The 18,439-nt window shown below is 64.6% G+C and carries 11 protein-coding genes; 10 read left to right on the top strand and 1 reads right to left on the bottom strand.

Going from position 1 to position 18,439, the window contains the following annotated elements; translation table 11 throughout:
* The first annotated feature begins 140 nt into the window (after positions 1-140).
* Both TSA1_RS03455 and TSA1_RS03460 read left to right on the top strand, forming a co-directional pair.
* The gene (locus TSA1_RS03455; RefSeq protein ID WP_430649758.1) at positions 141-6,035 is read left to right on the top strand and encodes a VCBS domain-containing protein; all 5,895 of its coding nucleotides are present in this window, start codon (positions 141-143) and stop codon (positions 6,033-6,035) included.
* A gap of 127 nt (positions 6,036-6,162) precedes the next feature.
* Positions 6,163-8,394, top strand: coding sequence for a CHASE2 domain-containing protein (locus TSA1_RS03460; RefSeq protein ID WP_100175121.1), 2,232 nt, complete (start codon positions 6,163-6,165; stop codon positions 8,392-8,394).
* A gap of 153 nt (positions 8,395-8,547) precedes the next feature.
* Here TSA1_RS03460 and TSA1_RS03465 read toward each other — a convergent pair whose 3' ends face one another.
* Entirely contained in the window at positions 8,548-10,143 is a 1,596-nt protein-coding gene (locus tag TSA1_RS03465) for an ABC transporter substrate-binding protein (RefSeq protein WP_100175122.1), read from the bottom strand.
* Between the two features lie 199 nt (positions 10,144-10,342).
* Between TSA1_RS03465 and TSA1_RS03470 the strand changes: the two genes are divergently transcribed.
* The 8 genes from TSA1_RS03470 (at position 10,343) to TSA1_RS03505 (ending at position 18,188) form a co-directional block, all read left to right on the top strand.
* Positions 10,343-12,004 carry an ABC transporter substrate-binding protein gene (locus TSA1_RS03470; protein ID WP_100175123.1) on the top strand — a complete coding sequence of 554 codons (1,662 nt, stop codon included), beginning with the start codon at positions 10,343-10,345 and terminating at the stop codon, positions 12,002-12,004.
* A gap of 190 nt (positions 12,005-12,194) precedes the next feature.
* Positions 12,195-13,148, top strand: coding sequence for an ABC transporter permease (locus TSA1_RS03475; RefSeq protein ID WP_100175124.1), 954 nt, complete (start codon positions 12,195-12,197; stop codon positions 13,146-13,148).
* A 4-nt stretch (positions 13,149-13,152) separates the two neighbouring features.
* Positions 13,153-14,055, top strand: a complete 903-nt coding sequence (locus tag TSA1_RS03480; RefSeq protein WP_100175125.1) for an ABC transporter permease — start codon at positions 13,153-13,155, stop codon at positions 14,053-14,055.
* Between the two features lie 3 nt (positions 14,056-14,058).
* Positions 14,059-15,120, top strand: coding sequence for an ABC transporter ATP-binding protein (locus TSA1_RS03485; RefSeq protein WP_174718737.1), 1,062 nt, complete (start codon positions 14,059-14,061; stop codon positions 15,118-15,120).
* The gene (locus tag TSA1_RS03490) at positions 15,117-15,314 is read left to right on the top strand and encodes a hypothetical protein (protein ID WP_100175126.1); all 198 of its coding nucleotides are present in this window, start codon (positions 15,117-15,119) and stop codon (positions 15,312-15,314) included. The genes TSA1_RS03485 and TSA1_RS03490 overlap by 4 nt, the downstream gene beginning before the upstream one ends.
* Positions 15,311-16,726, top strand: a complete 1,416-nt coding sequence (locus TSA1_RS03495; RefSeq protein ID WP_100175127.1) for an amidase — start codon at positions 15,311-15,313, stop codon at positions 16,724-16,726. The genes TSA1_RS03490 and TSA1_RS03495 overlap by 4 nt, the downstream gene beginning before the upstream one ends.
* Entirely contained in the window at positions 16,723-17,700 is a 978-nt protein-coding gene (locus TSA1_RS03500; RefSeq protein ID WP_100175128.1) for an ABC transporter ATP-binding protein, read from the top strand. The genes TSA1_RS03495 and TSA1_RS03500 overlap by 4 nt, the downstream gene beginning before the upstream one ends.
* 218 nt (positions 17,701-17,918) lie before the next feature.
* On the top strand, positions 17,919-18,188 hold the full coding sequence (locus TSA1_RS03505) for a GlsB/YeaQ/YmgE family stress response membrane protein (protein ID WP_100175129.1): 270 nt from the start codon (positions 17,919-17,921) through the stop codon (positions 18,186-18,188).
* Positions 18,189-18,439: the final 251 nt, after the last annotated feature.

Here is an 18,439-nt window from a genome sequence, read left to right on the forward strand (position 1 = left end):
TGCCCAGCCGTATGGCCTCCTTGGGCCAAGTGATGCGAAATCACACAAGCAATAGATGGTATCCCTAAGGACTTGCTAATGCTATGCAAGCTTAGGCGGTCGATACTTACTTAAATTTTAACCCTTTTTACGGTGCCCGGTTGAATTACGCTGGCCAGTTTGACGGCGCGATTTCCTTGGACGGCCTGGGTTCCCGCTCGCCCGCCGGCGCCCATGTCGATTCCTTTACGGCGAAAGCCCATGGTCACGTGCCTGAGGGCGCGTTCGTCGTTCCCGACCCCAACCTGATCTTCAACGGCGAATTCAAGCGCACCGGTCTCGATCTCGTGCTGTCCCACGAGGGGCACGAGTTCGTCGTTCACGATTATTTCCGGGGCGACAAGCGTGCGGCGCTCGCCTCGCCCGACGGCGCCCACCTCACCGGCGACATCGTCAACGCGCTCACGGGCCATGTCCAGGTTGCGCAAGCCGCGCCGGGCGCTGCCGCGGCCCAGGTCATCGGCCACGTCACCAAGCTCGTGGGCAGCGCGACCGCCGTCCGCAATGGCGTCTCGGTCATCCTGAACAACGGCGACAACGTCGAGAAGGGCGACGTGGTCTCGACCGGCGCGGATTCGACCCTCGGCATCACCTTCATCGACGGCACGGTGTTCGGCCTGTCCTCCAACGCGCGGATGGTGCTGAACGAGATGGTCTACGACCCCAACGGGTCGAGCAATTCCTCGCTGCTGAGCCTTGTCGCCGGCACCATCACCTTCGTCGCCGGCGAGACCGCCAAGCACGGCGACATGAAGATCGACACGCCGGTCGCCACCATGGGTATCCGCGGCACCGCGGTGCTCACCCAGATCAATTTCGTGGTTCCCCCCGGCGGCGGCGATCCGCAGCCGCAGGCGAGCTTCCAGGTGCTGGTCGAGCCGAACGGCACGACGGGCTCCTACATCCTGTTCGACAAGATCACGCTGCTGCCGATCGCGACGGTCAACCAGGCCGGCCAGATGATCCAGATCAGCGGCGGCAACGTCTCGATCTCCAATGCGCTGATGTCGCCGGACATCCAGAAGCTGATCAGCGACGTGTTCACGCTGAAGTTCACCGACAACAACACCAACACCAAGCTGACGACGAACTTCACCGACACGCTCACGCCGATGAGCCAGGACCTGGTGTTCAAGTCGGGTTCCGGCGCCGTCGTGACCGCGACCTTCGTCAACCTCAATCCGCAGGGATCGGAGCTGCCCGGCGCTTCCACGCCGGGTGTCACGCGTATCCCCGGCCAGCCGATTGCGCAGAGCTTCGACGCCAGCGGCAATGTGAAGTCGGCGTTCGCGTTGACGGAGCGTGCCGACACGACCGGCGACACGCATAGCGACACGATTTCCGGCCTGATCAGATTCGTCGATCAGAACCTCGGCGACCGGCCGACGGTCAGCATCAGCCTCGCTGAGGCGCCAAACTACGTCTACAAGGATGCCGGTCAGCACGACGTCACCGGCTCGCTCTCCGCGCTGCAGAAGCAGGATATCGCGGCGACGCTGATCCAGATCAGCGTCGTCCCCGACGCCGGCAACGACAACAACGGCTCGGCGGTCTGGACCTACACCATCCCGGACAAGGTCTTCGACTTCCTCGCGGCCGGCGAAACCCTGACGCTGACCTACATGGTCCGGGTCGACACCAATTTCGCCGTCAACCCCGAGAGCAAGTTCATCCCGATCACGATCACGGTCACGGGGACGAACGACAAGCCCACGGTGGCGACGTCGGGTGGCACGGTCATCGAGAAGGTCGGCACCGGCAACGAGGCTCTCGACACCATCACCGGCACGGTCACCTTCACCGACGTCGATCTGACCGACCGGCCGATCGTGAGCGCGGCGCTCTCGTCCACCCATCCGTTCAAATATCTCGACGCGCAAGGTCACGACATCACCTCGACGCTGACGCCGCAGCAGCTGGCGGCGATCGCCGCGGTCGAGGTGCCGCTGACGGTGGTGCAGGGCGCGGGGAACGGCAACAACGGTTCGGCCACCTGGGCCTACAGTGTTCCCGATCATCTGTTCGATTTCCTCGCCGAAGGAGAGACGCTGACCCTGAACTATGTGGTGCAGGTCGATGACGGGCACGGCGGTGTCGTCAGCACGCCGATCACCGTGTCCATCAACGGCGCGGACGTCAATGTCGAGGGCACCAACGATGTGCCGACGATCGTCGGAGAAGACACCAATCCGGCCGGTGCGGTGACCGAAGATGATTCGACCACGCTGGCTGCCAACGGCACCATTGCCTTCAACGACCCCGATCTCACCGATACGCACACCGCGAGCTACGTGCTGAAGTCGACGGTTTCGAGCGCGCATCTGCCCGGCTTCAGCGACGGCACGTCGCATATCGGCACGTTCGCGCTCGATCCGGTGGTCGAAAGTCCGGGTGCCAGCTCCCGCGGCTCGGTGGGCTGGACCTTCACGCTCGACGACAACAATCCGGTGCTGCAGTCGCTGGCCGAAGGCCAGACCATCACGCAGGTCTACACCGTGACGGTCGACGACCATCACGGTGGAACCGTCACCCAGGACGTCACGGTGGTCATCACCGGCAAGAACGACGCGCCGACCGTGACCAGCAGCACCGCGGCGGCAACGGGCAAGGTGATCGAGGATGCCGGCCTGACGCTGTCGATCGACGGCGTGCTGGCGATTCAGGATCTCGACCTGATCGACACCCATACCGCGCATGCGGTGTTCAAGTCGTCGTCCTCGGACGCGCATCTGCCCGGCTTTGTCGAGGGTGCCACGAATATCGGCACCTTCACGATCGATTCGTCGGTGCTCGAATTCAATACGGACACCAACAACGGCGCGACGCTGGGCTGGCACTTCACGCTCGACAACGGCAATGCGATGCTGCAGTCGTTGGCGGAAGGTCAGACCATCACCCAGGTCTATACCGTCACCTTCACCGACAATCACAACGCGACGGTCACGCAGGACGTCACCGTCACGATCACCGGCGTCAACGACGGGCCGACGATCACCAGCGGCGCCGCGGCGGCGACGGGTCATGTCGCCGAGGACGCAGGCCTGACGCTGTCGATCGACGGGACGCTGGCGATCCAGGACCTTGACCTGATCGACACCCACACGGCGGAAGCGGTGTTCAAGTCGTCGTCCATCAGCTCGGCCCTGCCGGGCTTCGATGCCGACAGCACGAATCTCGGCACCTTCACGATCGATCCGTCGGTGCTCGAATCCGTCACCGACACCGACAATGGCGCGACGCTGCAGTGGCACTTCACGCTCGACAACAGCAACGCGATGCTGCAGTCGCTGGCGGAAGGGCAGACCATCACCCAGGTTTACACCGTCACGTTCGACGATCATCATGGCGGCACCGTCAGCAAGGACGTCACCGTGACGATCACGGGCGTCAATGACGCGCCGACCATCACGAGCGATATCGACGCCGCAAAGGGCGCGATCACGGAGGATGCCAGCGCCTCGCTCACGGCCGAAGGCACGCTTGCGATTCAGGATTTGGACCTGACCGACACTCACACTGCGGCATGGTCGTTCAAATCCTCGTCCACCAGCTCGGACCTGCCGGGCTTCGGAGCGAGTTCGCATATCGGCACGTTCTCGATCGATGCGGTGTCGGAATCCGCGACGGACACCGACAATGGCGCCACGCTCGGCTGGCACTTCACCCTCGACAACAGCGATCCCGTGCTGCAGTCGCTGGCGGAAGGCCAGACCATCACGCAAGTCTACACCGTCACGTTTGACGACCAGCACGGCGGCAAGGTCAGCAAGGACGTCACCGTCACCATCACCGGCACCAACGACGCGCCGGCCGTCTCCTATGCCACGTCGGACGACATGGGCTTCGACGGCCACACCATCGCGGTCGGCGCCGCGCCGACGGTCGCCACCGATGACGTGACGCTGGATGGCCGGGTGAACTGGAACGGGGGCGCCGAGGCTGGTCACGGCCAGATCCTGTTCTACAACGGCAATACCTCGACGACGGGCTTCGGCCTGCTCGGCACGGTCAATGCCAACGGTGCGATGGAGCTGCAGATCCTCGCGGGCGGCGTCCAGATCGCCGATACCGGCGTGGCAATCGCCGCGTCGCAGTGGCACAACATCGCGCTGACCCGCGAGAACGGCACCTTTAAGCTCTATCTCGACGGCCATCTCGCATATTCGCAGGCATGGTCGGTCAACCCGATCGACGGCAGTGTGTCGAACCCGTCGCACTCCTACATGATGATAGGCGCCGCGAGCGCGCCGGGCTCGGCGGGCTTTGGCGCGGAAGGCTTTTATGGCTCGATCGCAGACGTCAGCGTCTGGACCGACGCGCTCACGCAAACGCAGATCCAGTCGATCGATTTCACCGCACTCACCGGCCACGAGACGAATCTGGCCGCGTATTACCAGCTCGGCGGCAGCGGCAACACCGTCGTCAATTCGGTCAACCCCGCCCAAAGCCTCGACATCGACCTTGCCGACCTCAAGGAGACCAATGAGGGGCTGGCCAAGTCCGGTACGCTGATCGTGTCCGACGTCGACGCCACCGATCACGTCAGCGTGGCGGTCAGCGAGGTGCAGGTTACCCTCGACGGCGTGACGCAGACCGGCAGCGTCGGAGGGCTGTCGCATGAAGCCCTGTTGAACTATCTCTCCGTCCCGTCCGGCGACATCCTCGACGGCACGGCGACTCACGCCCAGTTCACTTGGCAGTTCAATTCGGGCGGCCAAGCCTTCGACTTCCTCGCCGCCGGCCAGACGCTGTCGCTGCAATACACCATCGTCCCGCATGACGGATATGGTGCCGGCACGGCGGCAGTCGTCACCATCACCGTCGACGGCACGAACGACGCGCCGACGCTCGATAATGCCACGCTGGACTCGGTCGCAAGCAATGAGGCCGATCCGAGCGGAAGCACCATCAGCGCGCTCTTCGCGGACAAGTTCCACGATGCCGACGCCGGTGCAAGCCTGAAGGCGATCGCCGTGACATCGGATGCGGCCAGCGCTGCGCAGGGCGTCTGGCAGTATGAGGTCGCCGGCAGCAATCAATGGATCGACATCGGCCCGGTCAGCGACACGGCCGCTCTGGTGCTGAGCTCTGATACGCTGATCCGCTTCGTGCCGGCCAATGGCTTCACCGGTACGCCGGACCCGTTGGGCGTCCACGCCCTCGACGACACCTATGCCGGCGCGATCACCAACGCTTCGTCGGCGGCGACGATCGACATCACCGCCACCGGCACCGGCGGCACCACGCCGGTCTCGCACGACGTCACCACCATCGGCACGAGCGTGACAGCGCCCGCCGGTGGTCCGGTCATCAACACCGACAGCTTCTACGTCGAGCATATCATCGAGAACAGCAGCGACATCATCCACGATCTCGTGGTCGTTGACACCGATGCCGGCGCCGCGACCGACGATTTCACCGTTGCGGTCTCGACGGCGCATCCGACGCTCAGCAGCGTCGATTTCTATCCTGCCACCGGTTCGCTCGACAACATCAACACGGGCTTCGAGACCGGCATTTCCTATCATCCGACCGGTGCCAGCTCAGATCCGGAAGCCTCGCCGCCGGATCAGGACCAGATCACGCTGACGGTGACTGACGAGACCACCGGCCTGTTCGACACCGTCAACTTCATCTTCGTGGAGGCCGGCAGCGGCCAGGGCATCACCCTTGAAGGCGCTGCCGGCAAGGACGTCATTTTCGCGACGGAGTCGAGTGACACGCTGATCGGCGGCGGCGCCAAGGATCAGTTCGTGTTCGCGCCGGCGTCCTCGCAGGATGCCGTCCAGCACACCGTGAAGGATTTCGAGCTCGGCCTCGACAAGATCGACCTACGGCAATTCAGCGGCATCAGCTCCTTGAGCGACCTGGCACTGACCGAGCAGGATGGTGGTACGCTGCTCACGCTGGACAACCATGAGACCATCCTGCTCAAGAACGTCGCCGTCGCGAATCTCCACGCCAGCGATTTCATCTTCGGCACTCACATCACTTAGCGGTGCGAGGCGCGGCTCGACCGCGGCAAAAAATCCATCAGCCTCAGCTGTCAGGCATAGAAAATCGCGCGCCGACGCTCCATGATCGGCGCGCCCGGCCCGGTCCGGGGCAGGAAGTCCGATCGAAATGAAACGTCTCAAGATCCTGCGGCGGTGGTTTGCGAAGAAGTTCGGCTTCGCGCGGCTGATGTGCCTTGCGCTGCTGGTTGTGTTCGCCGGCGCGCGCCTGTGGGATCCGCTGCCGATCCAGGAATTGCGGCTGCGCACCTTCGACATGTTCCAGCTGATCGATCCGCGCCAAAAGGCGGCGCGGCCGGTCGTGATCGTCGATATCGACGACAAGAGCCTCGCCAAGCTCGGCCAGTGGCCGTGGCCGCGGACGCGGATCGCGGATTTGATCCTGAACCTCACCAGCAACGGCGCGGTCGCGATCGGTTTCGACGTGGTGTTCTCCGAAGCCGACCGGCTCAACCCGGATCAGGTCGCGAACCAGATGCGATATCTGGACGACGCCACCCGGGCCAAGCTGCGCGAGCTGCCGAGCAACGACCAGGTCCTCTCCGACGCGATCAAGCGCTCGCGCGTCGTGCTGGGCGAGACCGGCCAGCGGGCGATCTCCTCCGAGATCGACAAGTCGCTGCCCTTCACCGGCGTCGCCACCGTCGGGGAGGAGAGCGCCGAGCGCTTCCTGTTCGAATTCCCCGGCCTGCTGCGCAACGTCCCCGTCATCGAGAAGGTCGCGGCGGGCCGCGGACTGTTCACGATCAGGCCCGAGCGCGACGGCCTGATCCGCCGCGTGCCGATGATCATGCGCGCCCAGGGCAACATCATGCCCTCGCTCAGCCTCGAGATCCTGCGCGTCGTCACGGGCACGCCGACGCTGCTGGTGCGGACCGACAAGACCGGCGTGCGCGCCGTGCGGCTCAAGGGCGTGGAGATTCCGACCGACAAGAACGGGCAGCTCTGGGTGCATTATGCCCGCCAGGATCCTTCGATCTACGTCTCCGCCGCCGACGTGCTCGACAACACCGTGCCGCCCGCCAGGATCGCCGGCAAGCTCGTGCTGGTCGGCACCTCTGCGGTCGGCCTGAACGACATCAAGACCACGCCGGTCTCCCGGGCCATGCCGGGGGTCGAGGTCCATGCCCAGGTGCTGGAGAGCGTCTTGAGCGGCGCGGTGATCTCGCAGCCGAATTACGCGCTCGGCGTCGAGCTGCTCGCCGCGCTCATCATCGGCCTGCTCGTCATCATCTTCACGCCGAATCTCGGGCCGGTGCGACTGGTGCTGGCGGGGGCGTCGTTCGCCGCCATCCTGGTCGGCGTGTCCTGGTTCTTCTACGCCCAGTACCGCTTCCTCATCGACTTCACCTATCCGCTGCTCTCGACCACCGCGGTCTATCTGACGCTGATCTTCGCGAGCTTCGTGCGCGAGCAGCGCCAGCGCAAGGAGATCCGCGGCATCTTCGCGCAATACATGTCGCCTGTGCTGGTCGAGCAGATGGCGCAATCACCGGACAAGGTCGTGCTCGGCGGTGAGGAGCGCGAGATGACCATCATGTTCTCCGACGTGCGCGGCTTCACCACGATCTCGGAGAGCTACAAGCACGATCCGCAAGGCCTGATCGAGCTGATGAACCGCTTCCTGACGCCGCTCACCGACGTGATCATCGAAGAAAAGGGCTACGTCGACAAATATATGGGCGACGCGATCATGGCGTTCTGGAACGCGCCGCTCGACGATACCGAGCATGAGGTCAACGCCTGCGAGGCTGCGATCCAGATGCTGGAGCGGATCGACGTGGTCAACAGGGAGCGTGAGCAGGAGGCCGCCGACGGCGGCCACGTCTACATCCCGCTCAATGTCGGCATAGGCCTCAACACCGGCATCGGCGTTGTCGGCAACATGGGCTCCGACCTCAAGAAGAACTATTCGGTGCTCGGCGACAGCGTGAACCTCGCATCGCGCCTGGAAGGGCAGACCAAGGAATACGGCTTCCCGATCATCGTGGGATCCAGGACCGCGCTTGCCGCCAAGGAAAAGTTCGCGATCCTCGAGCTCGACTTCATCATGGTCAAGGGCAAGAGCGAGCCGGAGGTGATCTACGCCATCGCCGGCCGCGAGGAGGTGATGCATTCCGGCGCCTTCCAGCGCCTGCGCAACATCACCATCGAGATGCTCGGCTGCTACCGCGGCCGCGACTGGCAGGGCGCGCTGGATGCGATCGAACGCGGCCGCAAAAGCGAGGACGCCGACACGCTGGAGAAGCTGTTCAGGCTCTACGAGGCGCGCATCAAGGATTTCCAGGTCAATCCGCCGCCGGAGAACTGGACCGGAGCGTACGCGCTGCTGACGAAGTAGGCGGTCTGTAGGGTGGATTAGGCTTGCAAATGCGCGAAGCGCATCTGCAAGCCGTAACCCACCAACTTTGGTTTCCACAGCGACAAACCAGTGGTGGGTTACGCCTTCGGCTAACCCACCCTACGACAGTGGAGCTTGACGCGCAGCTTCCCCTCACTCCATTCCGATCGTCGTCAGGTCCTGGAACCAGTGCTGGGCCTGCACGAACTGCTTCACCTTCGGCGACAGCGCGTGCGGGTTGGTGTCGTGGACGACCCAGACCAGCGTGGCATCGTCCACGATCAGCGCATGCGCCTGCGCCAGCAGCTCGTCCTGCTTGGTGCTGTCGAATGTCTGCTTCGCTTCGTCGATCAGCGCGTCGACCTTCGGGTTCTTGTAGCCGCCCCAGTTGACGCCGACGGGCGCGATCTGGCCGGAATGGAAGAAGCGGACGATGGCGTAGAGCGGGTCGGAGGTGACGTAGGCGATGTTGTTGGCGGTGATGCCGGCGTTCATCTCGTCGGCCGCGCCCTTGCGCCAATGCGTATAGAGCGTCTCGAGCTCGACCACCTTGAAGTCGATCTCGATACCGATCTCCTTGAAGCTCTGCTGCAGAAATTCGTTCATCGGCAGCGACAGCATCTGGCCGGTGCCGCCCTGCGCGATGATGAAGGTGGTCTTCAGCGGCTTCGCCTTGGAGTAGCCGGCCTCCTCGACCAGCTTCCTGGCGGCGGCGAGATCGTATTTCAGCTCGAAGCTCGGCTTGCCGAACCACGGGCTGGACGGATCGACCTGGCCTTTCGCGGGCTTGGCAAGGCCATTCATCAAGCCGACCACGGCATCGCGGTCGATCGCGAGGTTCAGCGCCTTGCGCAGGCGGATGTCGGTCCAGGGCGAGCCGGGCAGCACGCTCAGATGATAATTCCAGACATGCGGCGTGACGTTGTCGACGATCTTCATGCCGGCTGCCTTGAGCTGCGGCACGGCGTCCGGCGCCGGCGTCTCGATCAAATCGACCTGTCCCGCCAGCAGCGCGTTGGTGCGCGTCAGCGCTTCCGGCATCGGCACCAGCACGATCTTGTCGGCCTTGGGAATACGCTTCTTGTTCCAGTAATCCGGGTTCTTCGTAAGCTCGGCGAGCTCGCGCGGCACCAGTTTCGTCAGCTTGAACGGGCCGGTGCCGGAGGGCTGGCTGGCGAACTTGTCCCAATCCTTGCCGAGCTTTTCGTATTGCGCCGGGCTCGACACCAGGAACCACAGCATCTGATAGGGAAAGAAGGAATCGACCGTCTTGGTGGTGATCTCCACCGTGGAATCGTCGATCTTGGCGTAGCTCGCGACCGAGGGGAGGCGGGTCTTCACCTGCGCGCTCTGCCGCTTGTCGAATTGTGGCGCCTTGTCGTTGAGAACCTTGTCCAGATTCCAGATCACCGCGTCGGCGTTGAACTCGCTGCCGTCGTGAAACTTGACGCCCTTGCGCAACGTGAAGCGCCATTTGGTCTTGTCGCTGTCGTCCACCTTCCACTCGGTCGCGAGCCCCGGCACCAGCTTGCCGGGGCGATCCGCGACGTCCATCTCCCAGGCGACCAGCGGATCGTAGATCGTGTAGGCCGTGAACTGATAGGCGCCGGCGCCGCGATCGGGCTGGCCCGTGGTCAGCGGGATGTCCGCCATCGAGATTCCGTAACGCACCACTGTTTCGGCGCGCGCCGAGATTGCGGATAACGCCAGCGCAAGCACGGCGAGACAAGTCGATAGACGAATACGCATGGCCCAAAGCTCCCAGGAGATTTCGGGGCCAAACGTGCAATCTTGATGCCAGAATAGGCAGCGCGACGACTTTGCCTCCGCGTGATCACAAGGACTTGTCGCCGCAGGGGCAATTTGCAGAAAATGTTTCTCCTTGGCATAGCCATTGCATACGATTGCATCAAAATTAATCATCGAAAGCCGGAAAAGGACTGAGGCGATGCTTATCAAGAAGAACAAGACCCGCGCGGCGCTGATTGCGCTGCTCGCACTCGGCAGCGCGGCCGCATGGCCGCGTGTCGCCAGTGCGGAGACCGTGCTGCGCATCGGCATGACCGCTGCCGATATTCCGCGCACCCTGGGCCAGCCCGATCAGGGGTTTGAGGGCAACCGCTTCACCGGCCTCACCATGTACGATGCGCTCACCGGATGGGACCTGTCATCTGCCGACAAGGCGAGCGTGGTGATTCCAGGCCTTGCCACCGAGTGGAAGGTCGACGATGCCGACAAGACCAAATGGATCTTCAAGCTGCGCCCCGGCGTCACCTTCCACGACGGCTCGCCGTTCAACGCCGACGCCGTGGTGTGGAACGTCGACAAGGTCTTGAAGCAGGACGCGCCGCAGTTCGACGCCAGCCAGGTCGGCGTTACGGCCTCGCGCATGCCGACGCTGGCGTCCGCGAAGAAGATCGACGACATGACGGTCGAGCTCACCACCAAGGAGCCCGACAGCTTCCTGCCGATCAACCTCACCAATCTCTTCATGGCGAGCCCGGCGAAGTGGCAGCATTTCTACGACAAGGCGGAAGGTGCTGACGCCAAGGCGAAATCGCAGGCGGCATGGACGGCGTTCGCCAAGGACGCCGCCGGTACCGGCCCGTGGAAGATGGCGAGCTTCACGCCGCGCGAGCGGCTCGAGCTCGTGAAGAACGCGAATTATTGGGACAAGGCGCGCGTGCCCAAGATCGACAAGATGGTGCTGCTGCCGATGCCGGAGGCGAACGCCCGCACCGCGGCACTGCTCTCGGGGCAGGTCGATTGGGTCGAGGCGCCGGCGCCGGACGCGCTGCCCGAGCTCAAGCAGCGCGGCTTCAAGCTCTACGCCAACGAGCAGCCGCACGTCTGGCCCTGGCAGTTCTCGCGCGTCGAGGGCTCGCCCTGGAACGACATCCGCGTCCGCAAGGCCGCGAACCTCTGCATCGATCGTGAAGGCCTCAGGGACGGGCTGCTCGCCGGTTTGATGGTGCCCGCGACCGGCACATTCGAGCCCGGCCATCCCTGGCGCGGCAATCCCACCTTCCAGATCAAGTACGACAAGGCGGCCGCACAAAAGCTGATGCAGGAGGCCGGCTTCGGTCCCAACAAGAAGCTGACGGTGAAGACCCAGACGTCGGCATCCGGTTCGGGCCAGATGCAGCCGCTGGCGATGAACGAGTATCTGCAGCAGGCGCTGGCCGAATGCTATTTCGACGTGAAGCTCGACGTCATCGAGTGGAACACTCTGTTCACGAACTGGCGCCGCGGCGCCAAGGACCCCTCGGCCAACGGCTCGAATGCGACCAACGTCACCTATGCGGCGATGGACCCGTTCTTCGCGCTGGTGCGCTTCCTGCAATCGGGCATGGCGCCACCGGTCTCGAACAATTGGGGCTTCATCAACAATCCCAAGTTCGACGAGCTGGTGAAGAAGGCGCGCCAGACCTTCGATCCCGCCGCGCGCGACGCCGCGCTTGCCGAGCTGCACGCAGCCTCCGTCGACGATGCCGCCTTCCTCTACGTCGCCCACGACGTCGGCCCGCGTGCGATGAGCCCGAAGGTGACGGGCGTGGTGCAGCCGAAGAGCTGGTTCATCGACTTCTCGCCGGTGTCGATGACGCCGTGAGGTGAGCACGCTGGCAGGGCTCCCCTCCCCCTTGTGGGGAGGGGTCGGGGAAGGGGGTCCACACGGGCGGTCGTCGTGTGGCCACCCCTCTCCCTAACCCTCCCCCACAAGGGGGGAGGGAACCCTCGCATCTCGCGTCCCTTACTCAAGCCCACGCACCCAATCGTGCGACATCACGTCAGGTCAATCCGTGCTCGCCTATATCGCCAGACGCATCGTCTATGTCATCCCGATCGTCATCAGCGTGGCGCTGGTGTGCTTTCTGCTCGTGCACATCACGCCGGGCGATCCGCTCGTTGCCGTGCTGCCGGCTGATGCGTCGCAGGAGCTCGCGGCGCAATTGCGTGCCGCCTATGGCTTCGACCGCCCGCTGCCGGTGCAGTTCGGGCTCTGGCTGCTGCGCGCACTGCATGGCGATCTCGGCAATTCCATCGCGACGGGACGCCCCGTGCTCGCCGAGGTCATGCGCGCGGTCGGCAACACCGTCACGCTGGCGATTGCGGCCGCCATCATCGGCTTCACCATGGGCATCCTGCTCGGCCTCATCGCCGGCTATTTCCGCGAGACCTGGATCGACAAGGTCGCGACCTCCTTTGCCATCGCCGGCGTCTCGGTGCCGCATTACTGGCTCGGCATGGTGCTGGTCATCATCTTCTCGGTGCAGCTGAACTGGCTGCCCGCGGTCGGCGCCGGGCCCAACGGCTCCAACTCCTGGGCCTGGGACTGGGCGCATCTGCAATATCTCGTGCTGCCGGCGATCACGACCTCGGTGATCCCGATGGGCATCGTCACCCGCACCGTGCGCGCGCTCACCGGCGACATCCTCAGCCAGGATTTCGTCGAGGCATTGCGGGCAAAGGGCCTGCACGAGACCGGCGTGTTCCGCCACGTCATCAAGAACGCCGCGCCCACCGCGCTCGCGGTGATGGGGCTTCAGCTCGGCTACATGCTCGGCGGCTCGATCCTGATCGAGACCGTGTTCTCCTGGCCGGGCTCGGGCTTCCTGCTCAATTCGGCGATCTTCCAGCGCGACCTGCCGCTGCTGCAGGGCACGATCCTGATCCTGGCGCTGTTCTTCGTCTTTCTCAACCTGCTGGTCGATATCGCGCAAGCCGCGATCGACCCGCGCATCAAGCGGGGCTGACGGGATGAGCGAGCTGCCGTTGTCCGCCACCGCCGACGCCGCGCTGCAGGCCGCGCCCGCGACCAAGGCGCGCGGCTATTGGGCGACCGTCGGCCGCCGCATCACGCGCGACAAGGTCAGCATGGCCTGTGCGCTGGTGCTGATCCTGATCTTCCTTTCCGCGATTCTCGCGCCGTGGCTCGGACTTGAGGATCCCTACAAGGGCTCGATGATCCGTCGCCTCCGCCACATCGGCACCGTCGGTTACCCGCTCGGCACCGACGAGCTCGGTCGCGACATGCTGGCGCGCCTGATCTATGGCGGACGGCTGTCGCTCGTCATTGGTATTTTGCCTGTGATCCTGGCCTTCTGCATCGGCACGTCGCTGGGCCTCATTGCCGGCTATGTCGGCGGCAAGCTCAACACCGCGATCATGCGCACCATCGATGTGTTCTACGCCTTCCCGTCGGTGCTGCTGGCGATCGCGATCTCCGGCGCGCTCGGGGCCGGCATCCTCAACTCCATCGTATCGCTCACGGTCGTGTTCGTGCCGCAGATCACCCGCGTCGCCGAAAGCGTCACCACGGGCGTGCGCAACATGGATTTCGTCGAGGCCGCGCGTGCTTCCGGCGCGGGTCCCTTCACCATCATGCGCGTGCACATCCTCGGCAATGTGCTGGGCGCGATCTTCGTTTATGCCACCAGTCTCATCTCGGTCTCGATGATCCTGGCTGCAGGTCTCTCCTTCCTCGGTCTCGGCACCAAGCCGCCGGAGCCGGAGTGGGGGCTGATGCTGAACACGCTCCGCACCGCGATCTACGTCAATCCCTGGGTCGCCGCGCTTCCGGGCGCGATGATCTTCGCGGTCTCGATCTGCTTCAATCTGCTCTCGGACGGCCTCCGTAGCGCCATGGACATCAGGAACTAGGCCATGAGCGAGAGCAACACATCCGTCGAAATGCTGGAGCCGGTCGAGGACGTCGGCGGGCTCGCGCAGCCGCTGTTGCAGGTCAACGGCCTGACCAAGCATTTTCCCGTCCGCGGCGGGCTGTTCGCGGCCAAGCGTACCGTCCGCGCCGTCGACAACGTCTCCTTCGCCGTCGCCAAGGGCGAGACCGTCGGCATCGTCGGCGAGTCCGGTTGCGGCAAGTCCACCACCGCGCGGCTGCTGATGCATCTGATGCCGCGCGATGACGGCGACATCATCTATGACGGCATGACCGTCGGGCAGTCGCTCTCCTTGCGCGAATTGCGCCGCGGCATGCAGATGGTGTTCCAGGATTCCTATGCCTCGCTCAATCCGCGCCTGACGATCGAGGAGTCCATCGCCTTCGGTCCCAAGGTCCACGGCATGGCTGACGGCGCCGCCCGGGCGCTGGCGCGCGAGCTGCTCGGCAAGGTGGGCTTGCGCCCGGAAAACTTCGCCAACCGTTATCCGCACGAGATCTCGGGCGGCCAGCGCCAACGCGTCAACATCGCCCGCGCGCTCGCACTGTCGCCGCGTCTGGTGATTCTGGACGAAGCCGTCTCCGCGCTCGACAAATCCGTCGAGGCACAGGTGCTCAATCTGCTGGCCGATCTCAAGCGCGAGTTCGGTCTCACTTATCTCTTCATCAGCCACGACCTCAACGTCGTCCGTTACATCTCGGACCGCGTGCTGGTGATGTATCTCGGCGAGGTCGTCGAGCTCGGCCCGGTCGACCAGGTCTGGGACAGCCCGGCTCATCCCTACACCCGGGCGCTGCTTGCGGCGATGCCGTCCTCCGACCCTGACAGGCGCACCGAGAAGCCGCCGATCACAGGCGATCCGCCCAATCCGATCGATCCGCCCCCGGGCTGCCGCTTCCACACCCGCTGCGCGTTTGCGGAGCCGCTCTGCGCAAATGTCGCACCAAAGCTCACTGCGCTCGATAAGATCGGCCACGAGGCGGCTTGCTACATGGCCATTCCGGGTTCTGGCCATAGCCGCGCGCCGAGGGAGAAGACCGCATGACGAGACCGACACCGAAAGAGATCAAGCCGATCGCGCAAGTCGCCGGCGTTCCCGTGGATGACGAGATCGCAACCCGCATCTCCAACTCCATCGGACCTGCGTTCGAAGGCTTTGCCGCCATCGCCGGCACGCTGCCGTTCGACCTCGAGCCCGCGCTCTATCCGATCGCGCAAGCCGCGAAGGTGTCGAAATGAGCACCGAGCCCGCATTGATGACGCTCAGCGAGGTCGCGCATGCGATCGCGATGAAGCAGGTGTCCTCGCATGAGGTGACGCGTGCGCTGCTGCATCGCATCGCGCAGTGGCAGCCGCATCTCAACGCCTTCATGTCGATCGAGGCAGAGCCCGCGCTGAAGGCGGCCGAAGCTGCCGACGCCGAGCTTGCCAAGGGCAATGTCCGTGGCCCCCTGCACGGCGTGCCGCTCGCGCACAAGGACATGTATTACGACGCCGGCAAGGTCGCGACCTGCGGCTCGCTGATCCGCCGCGATTTCGTGCCGACCGTGACCTCGACCGCCCTGCAGCGGTTGAAGGACGCCGGCCAGGTCCGCTTGGGCACGCTGCATCTCGCCGAATTCGCCTACGGCCCGACCGGCCACAACGCCCATTACGGCCCGGTGCGCAATCCCTGGAACGTCGCGCATATCACCGGCGGCTCGTCCTCGGGCTCCGGCTCGGCGGTCGCGGCGCGGTTGACCTATGCGGCGCTCGGCTCGGACACCGGCGGCTCGATCCGCATGCCCGCGCATTTCTGCGGCGTCACCGGGCTGAAGACCACCTGGAGCCGCGTCAGCCGCGCCGGTGCCATGCCGCTGTCGCAATCGCTCGACACCGTCGGCCCGCTCGCGCGGACCGCCGAGGATTGCGCGCTGCTGCTGGCGCTGATGGCGGGCGCAGATCCCTTGGATTCCACCTGCAGCCACGCGCCGCTGTCAGACTACGTCGCGGCGACGAAGGGCTCGCTGAAGGGTCTGAAGATCGGCGTGCCCGCGTCCTTCTACGTCGACGATCTCGACGCTGAGGTCGCGCGCGTGCTGGACGAGACCATCGCGGTGCTCAAGCGCGAGGGCGCCGACATCGTCAAGGTCGAGCTGCCGGATCAGCGGCAATTGTCCTCGGCGAGCCAGCTCGTGCTCGCCGCGGAAGCTGCCGCCTTCCACAAGCGCTGGATGATCGAGCGTCCGCAGGATTATGGCCCGCAGGTGCTGATGCGGCTGCAGAACGGTCTCGCCGTTCCCGCCATCACCTATCTGGAGGCGATGCGCTGGCGTGGCCCGGCACTGGCTGCGCACAACGCCGCGACATCGGGCGTCGATGCGGTGATCGCGCCGGCCTCGCCGGTGCCGGCGCCGACGATCGAGGAGAGTGATGTCGGCGGCGGCCCGAACGCACCGGCGCTGCTGCAGCGGCTGACGCTGTTCACCCGCCCGGTGAATTTTCTGGGCCTGCCGTCGCTCACCGTTCCCTCCGGCTTCACCAAGAGTGGTCTGCCGGTCGGCATGCAGCTGATCGGCCGCTCCTTCGATGAAGCGACCCTGCTCACCATCGGCGCGGCCTTCCAGCGCGTCACCGACTATCACGATCGATTGCCGAAATTGCCGTCATGACAAAGCTCGTCGAGATCTCAGGCCTCAACATCCGCTTCACCGGCGAGCGCACGGTCTATGCCGTGAACGACCTCAGCCTGTCGCTGGGCGACGGCGAGGTGCTGGGCCTGCTCGGCGAGTCCGGTTCGGGCAAGAGCGTGACCCTGCGTGCGCTGATGCGGCTGTTGCCGAAGAAGCGCACGCAGATATCGGGCAAGGTCAACGTCATGGGCCGCGATGTGCTCGCCATGAACGACGAGGAATTGTCGTCCTTCCGCGGCCAGACCGTCTCGATGATCTTCCAGGAGCCGGCGCTCGCGCTCGATCCGGTCTACACCATCGGCGCGCAGATCGCCGAAAGCGTGGTGCGCCATGAAGGCAAGAGCTACGCGGAGGGCAGGGCACGCGCGCTCGAAATGCTCGAGGTCGTGCGTATCCCCTCCGCAAAACGGCGGCTCGACGCCTATCCCCACGAGATGTCGGGCGGCATGCGCCAACGCGCGATGATCGCGCTGGCGCTCGCCTGCCGGCCCAAGATCCTGCTGGCGGACGAGCCGACCACGGCGCTCGATGCCACCGTGCAGATCCAGATCCTGCTCCTGCTGCGCGAGCTGCAGCGCGAGTTCGGCATGTCCGTGATCTTCGTCACCCACGACATCGGGGTTGCCATCGAGATCTGCGACCGCGTCGCGGTGATGTATGCCGGTCAGATCGTGGAGCAGGGCACGCTGCGCGACATCGTCCGCTCGCCGGTGCATCCCTACGCCAAGGGCCTGCTCGCCTCGACTATTCATGGCGCCAAGCGCGGGCAGCGGCTCGAGACCATCCCCGGCACCCCGCCCTCGCTGGCGGAAAAGCCCCACAACTGCTCCTTCGCCCCACGCTGTTCGGTGGCGCAGCCCCGCTGCCTGGAGCAATTGCCTGCCAATGTGGAGGTCGGGCCGGGCCGGGCGGCGCGATGTGTGCTGGCGGAGCAGGTGGCGGCGCTGTCATAATATTTGAATGGCGCTTTTGCTGCGCTCCTTCCCTTGAAATTCCTCTGCGGCAACACCGAGTTGTCACAGTTCTCCGGGACTGCGGGCCAAAGCCGCCTCTACTTTGCATGGGGTTGTTTTCGACATTTTTGTCGGGGCCGGCAGAGGCGAATAGCATTCAGACCCCATTCATCCCGGTTCCCGTCCCATGCGGACGTTCATGGAGAGGGACCAGACGTATGTACATTTCCAACGAAGGCCTGCTCGTGATCCTGTTCGTCGGCCTGGTCGCCGGCTGGCTCGCCGGCAAGGTGGTGCGCGGAACAGGGTTCGGGATCATCGGCGACATCGTGGTCGGCATCGCCGGCGCGTTTGTGGCCAGCTTCCTGTTCCCAAAGCTCGGTATTCGCATCGGCACCGGGCTCGTGTCCGAGATCGTCTATTCCGCCATCGGCGCCGTCATTCTGCTCTTGGTGGTGCGGCTGGTGCGGGGCGGCGGCCGGTTCTAGCAACTGCCCGGTTCGATCGATCGGAGACTGGCCGCCTCTCCGGAGCTGGGGGAGGGGCGGCGATCTCTGCACCAAAAAGCCGCAAAGACTGTGAAATACCGGACTTGCGTGCGAGGCCTTCGGAGGTAGATGTGGCCCATCAGGGTTTGGGATGGACCCGGCCCGCGTTGGACGCCGCGCCAACATGATGTTAATTCGGGGCGCGTACCCTGAATTAACAGTGAAATCAGGGGCTTTGGCCCCCACCTGAA

Origin of the sequence: Bradyrhizobium nitroreducens (genome assembly GCF_002776695.1) — a bacterium.
GTDB classification, from domain to species: domain Bacteria; phylum Pseudomonadota; class Alphaproteobacteria; order Rhizobiales; family Xanthobacteraceae; genus Bradyrhizobium; species Bradyrhizobium nitroreducens.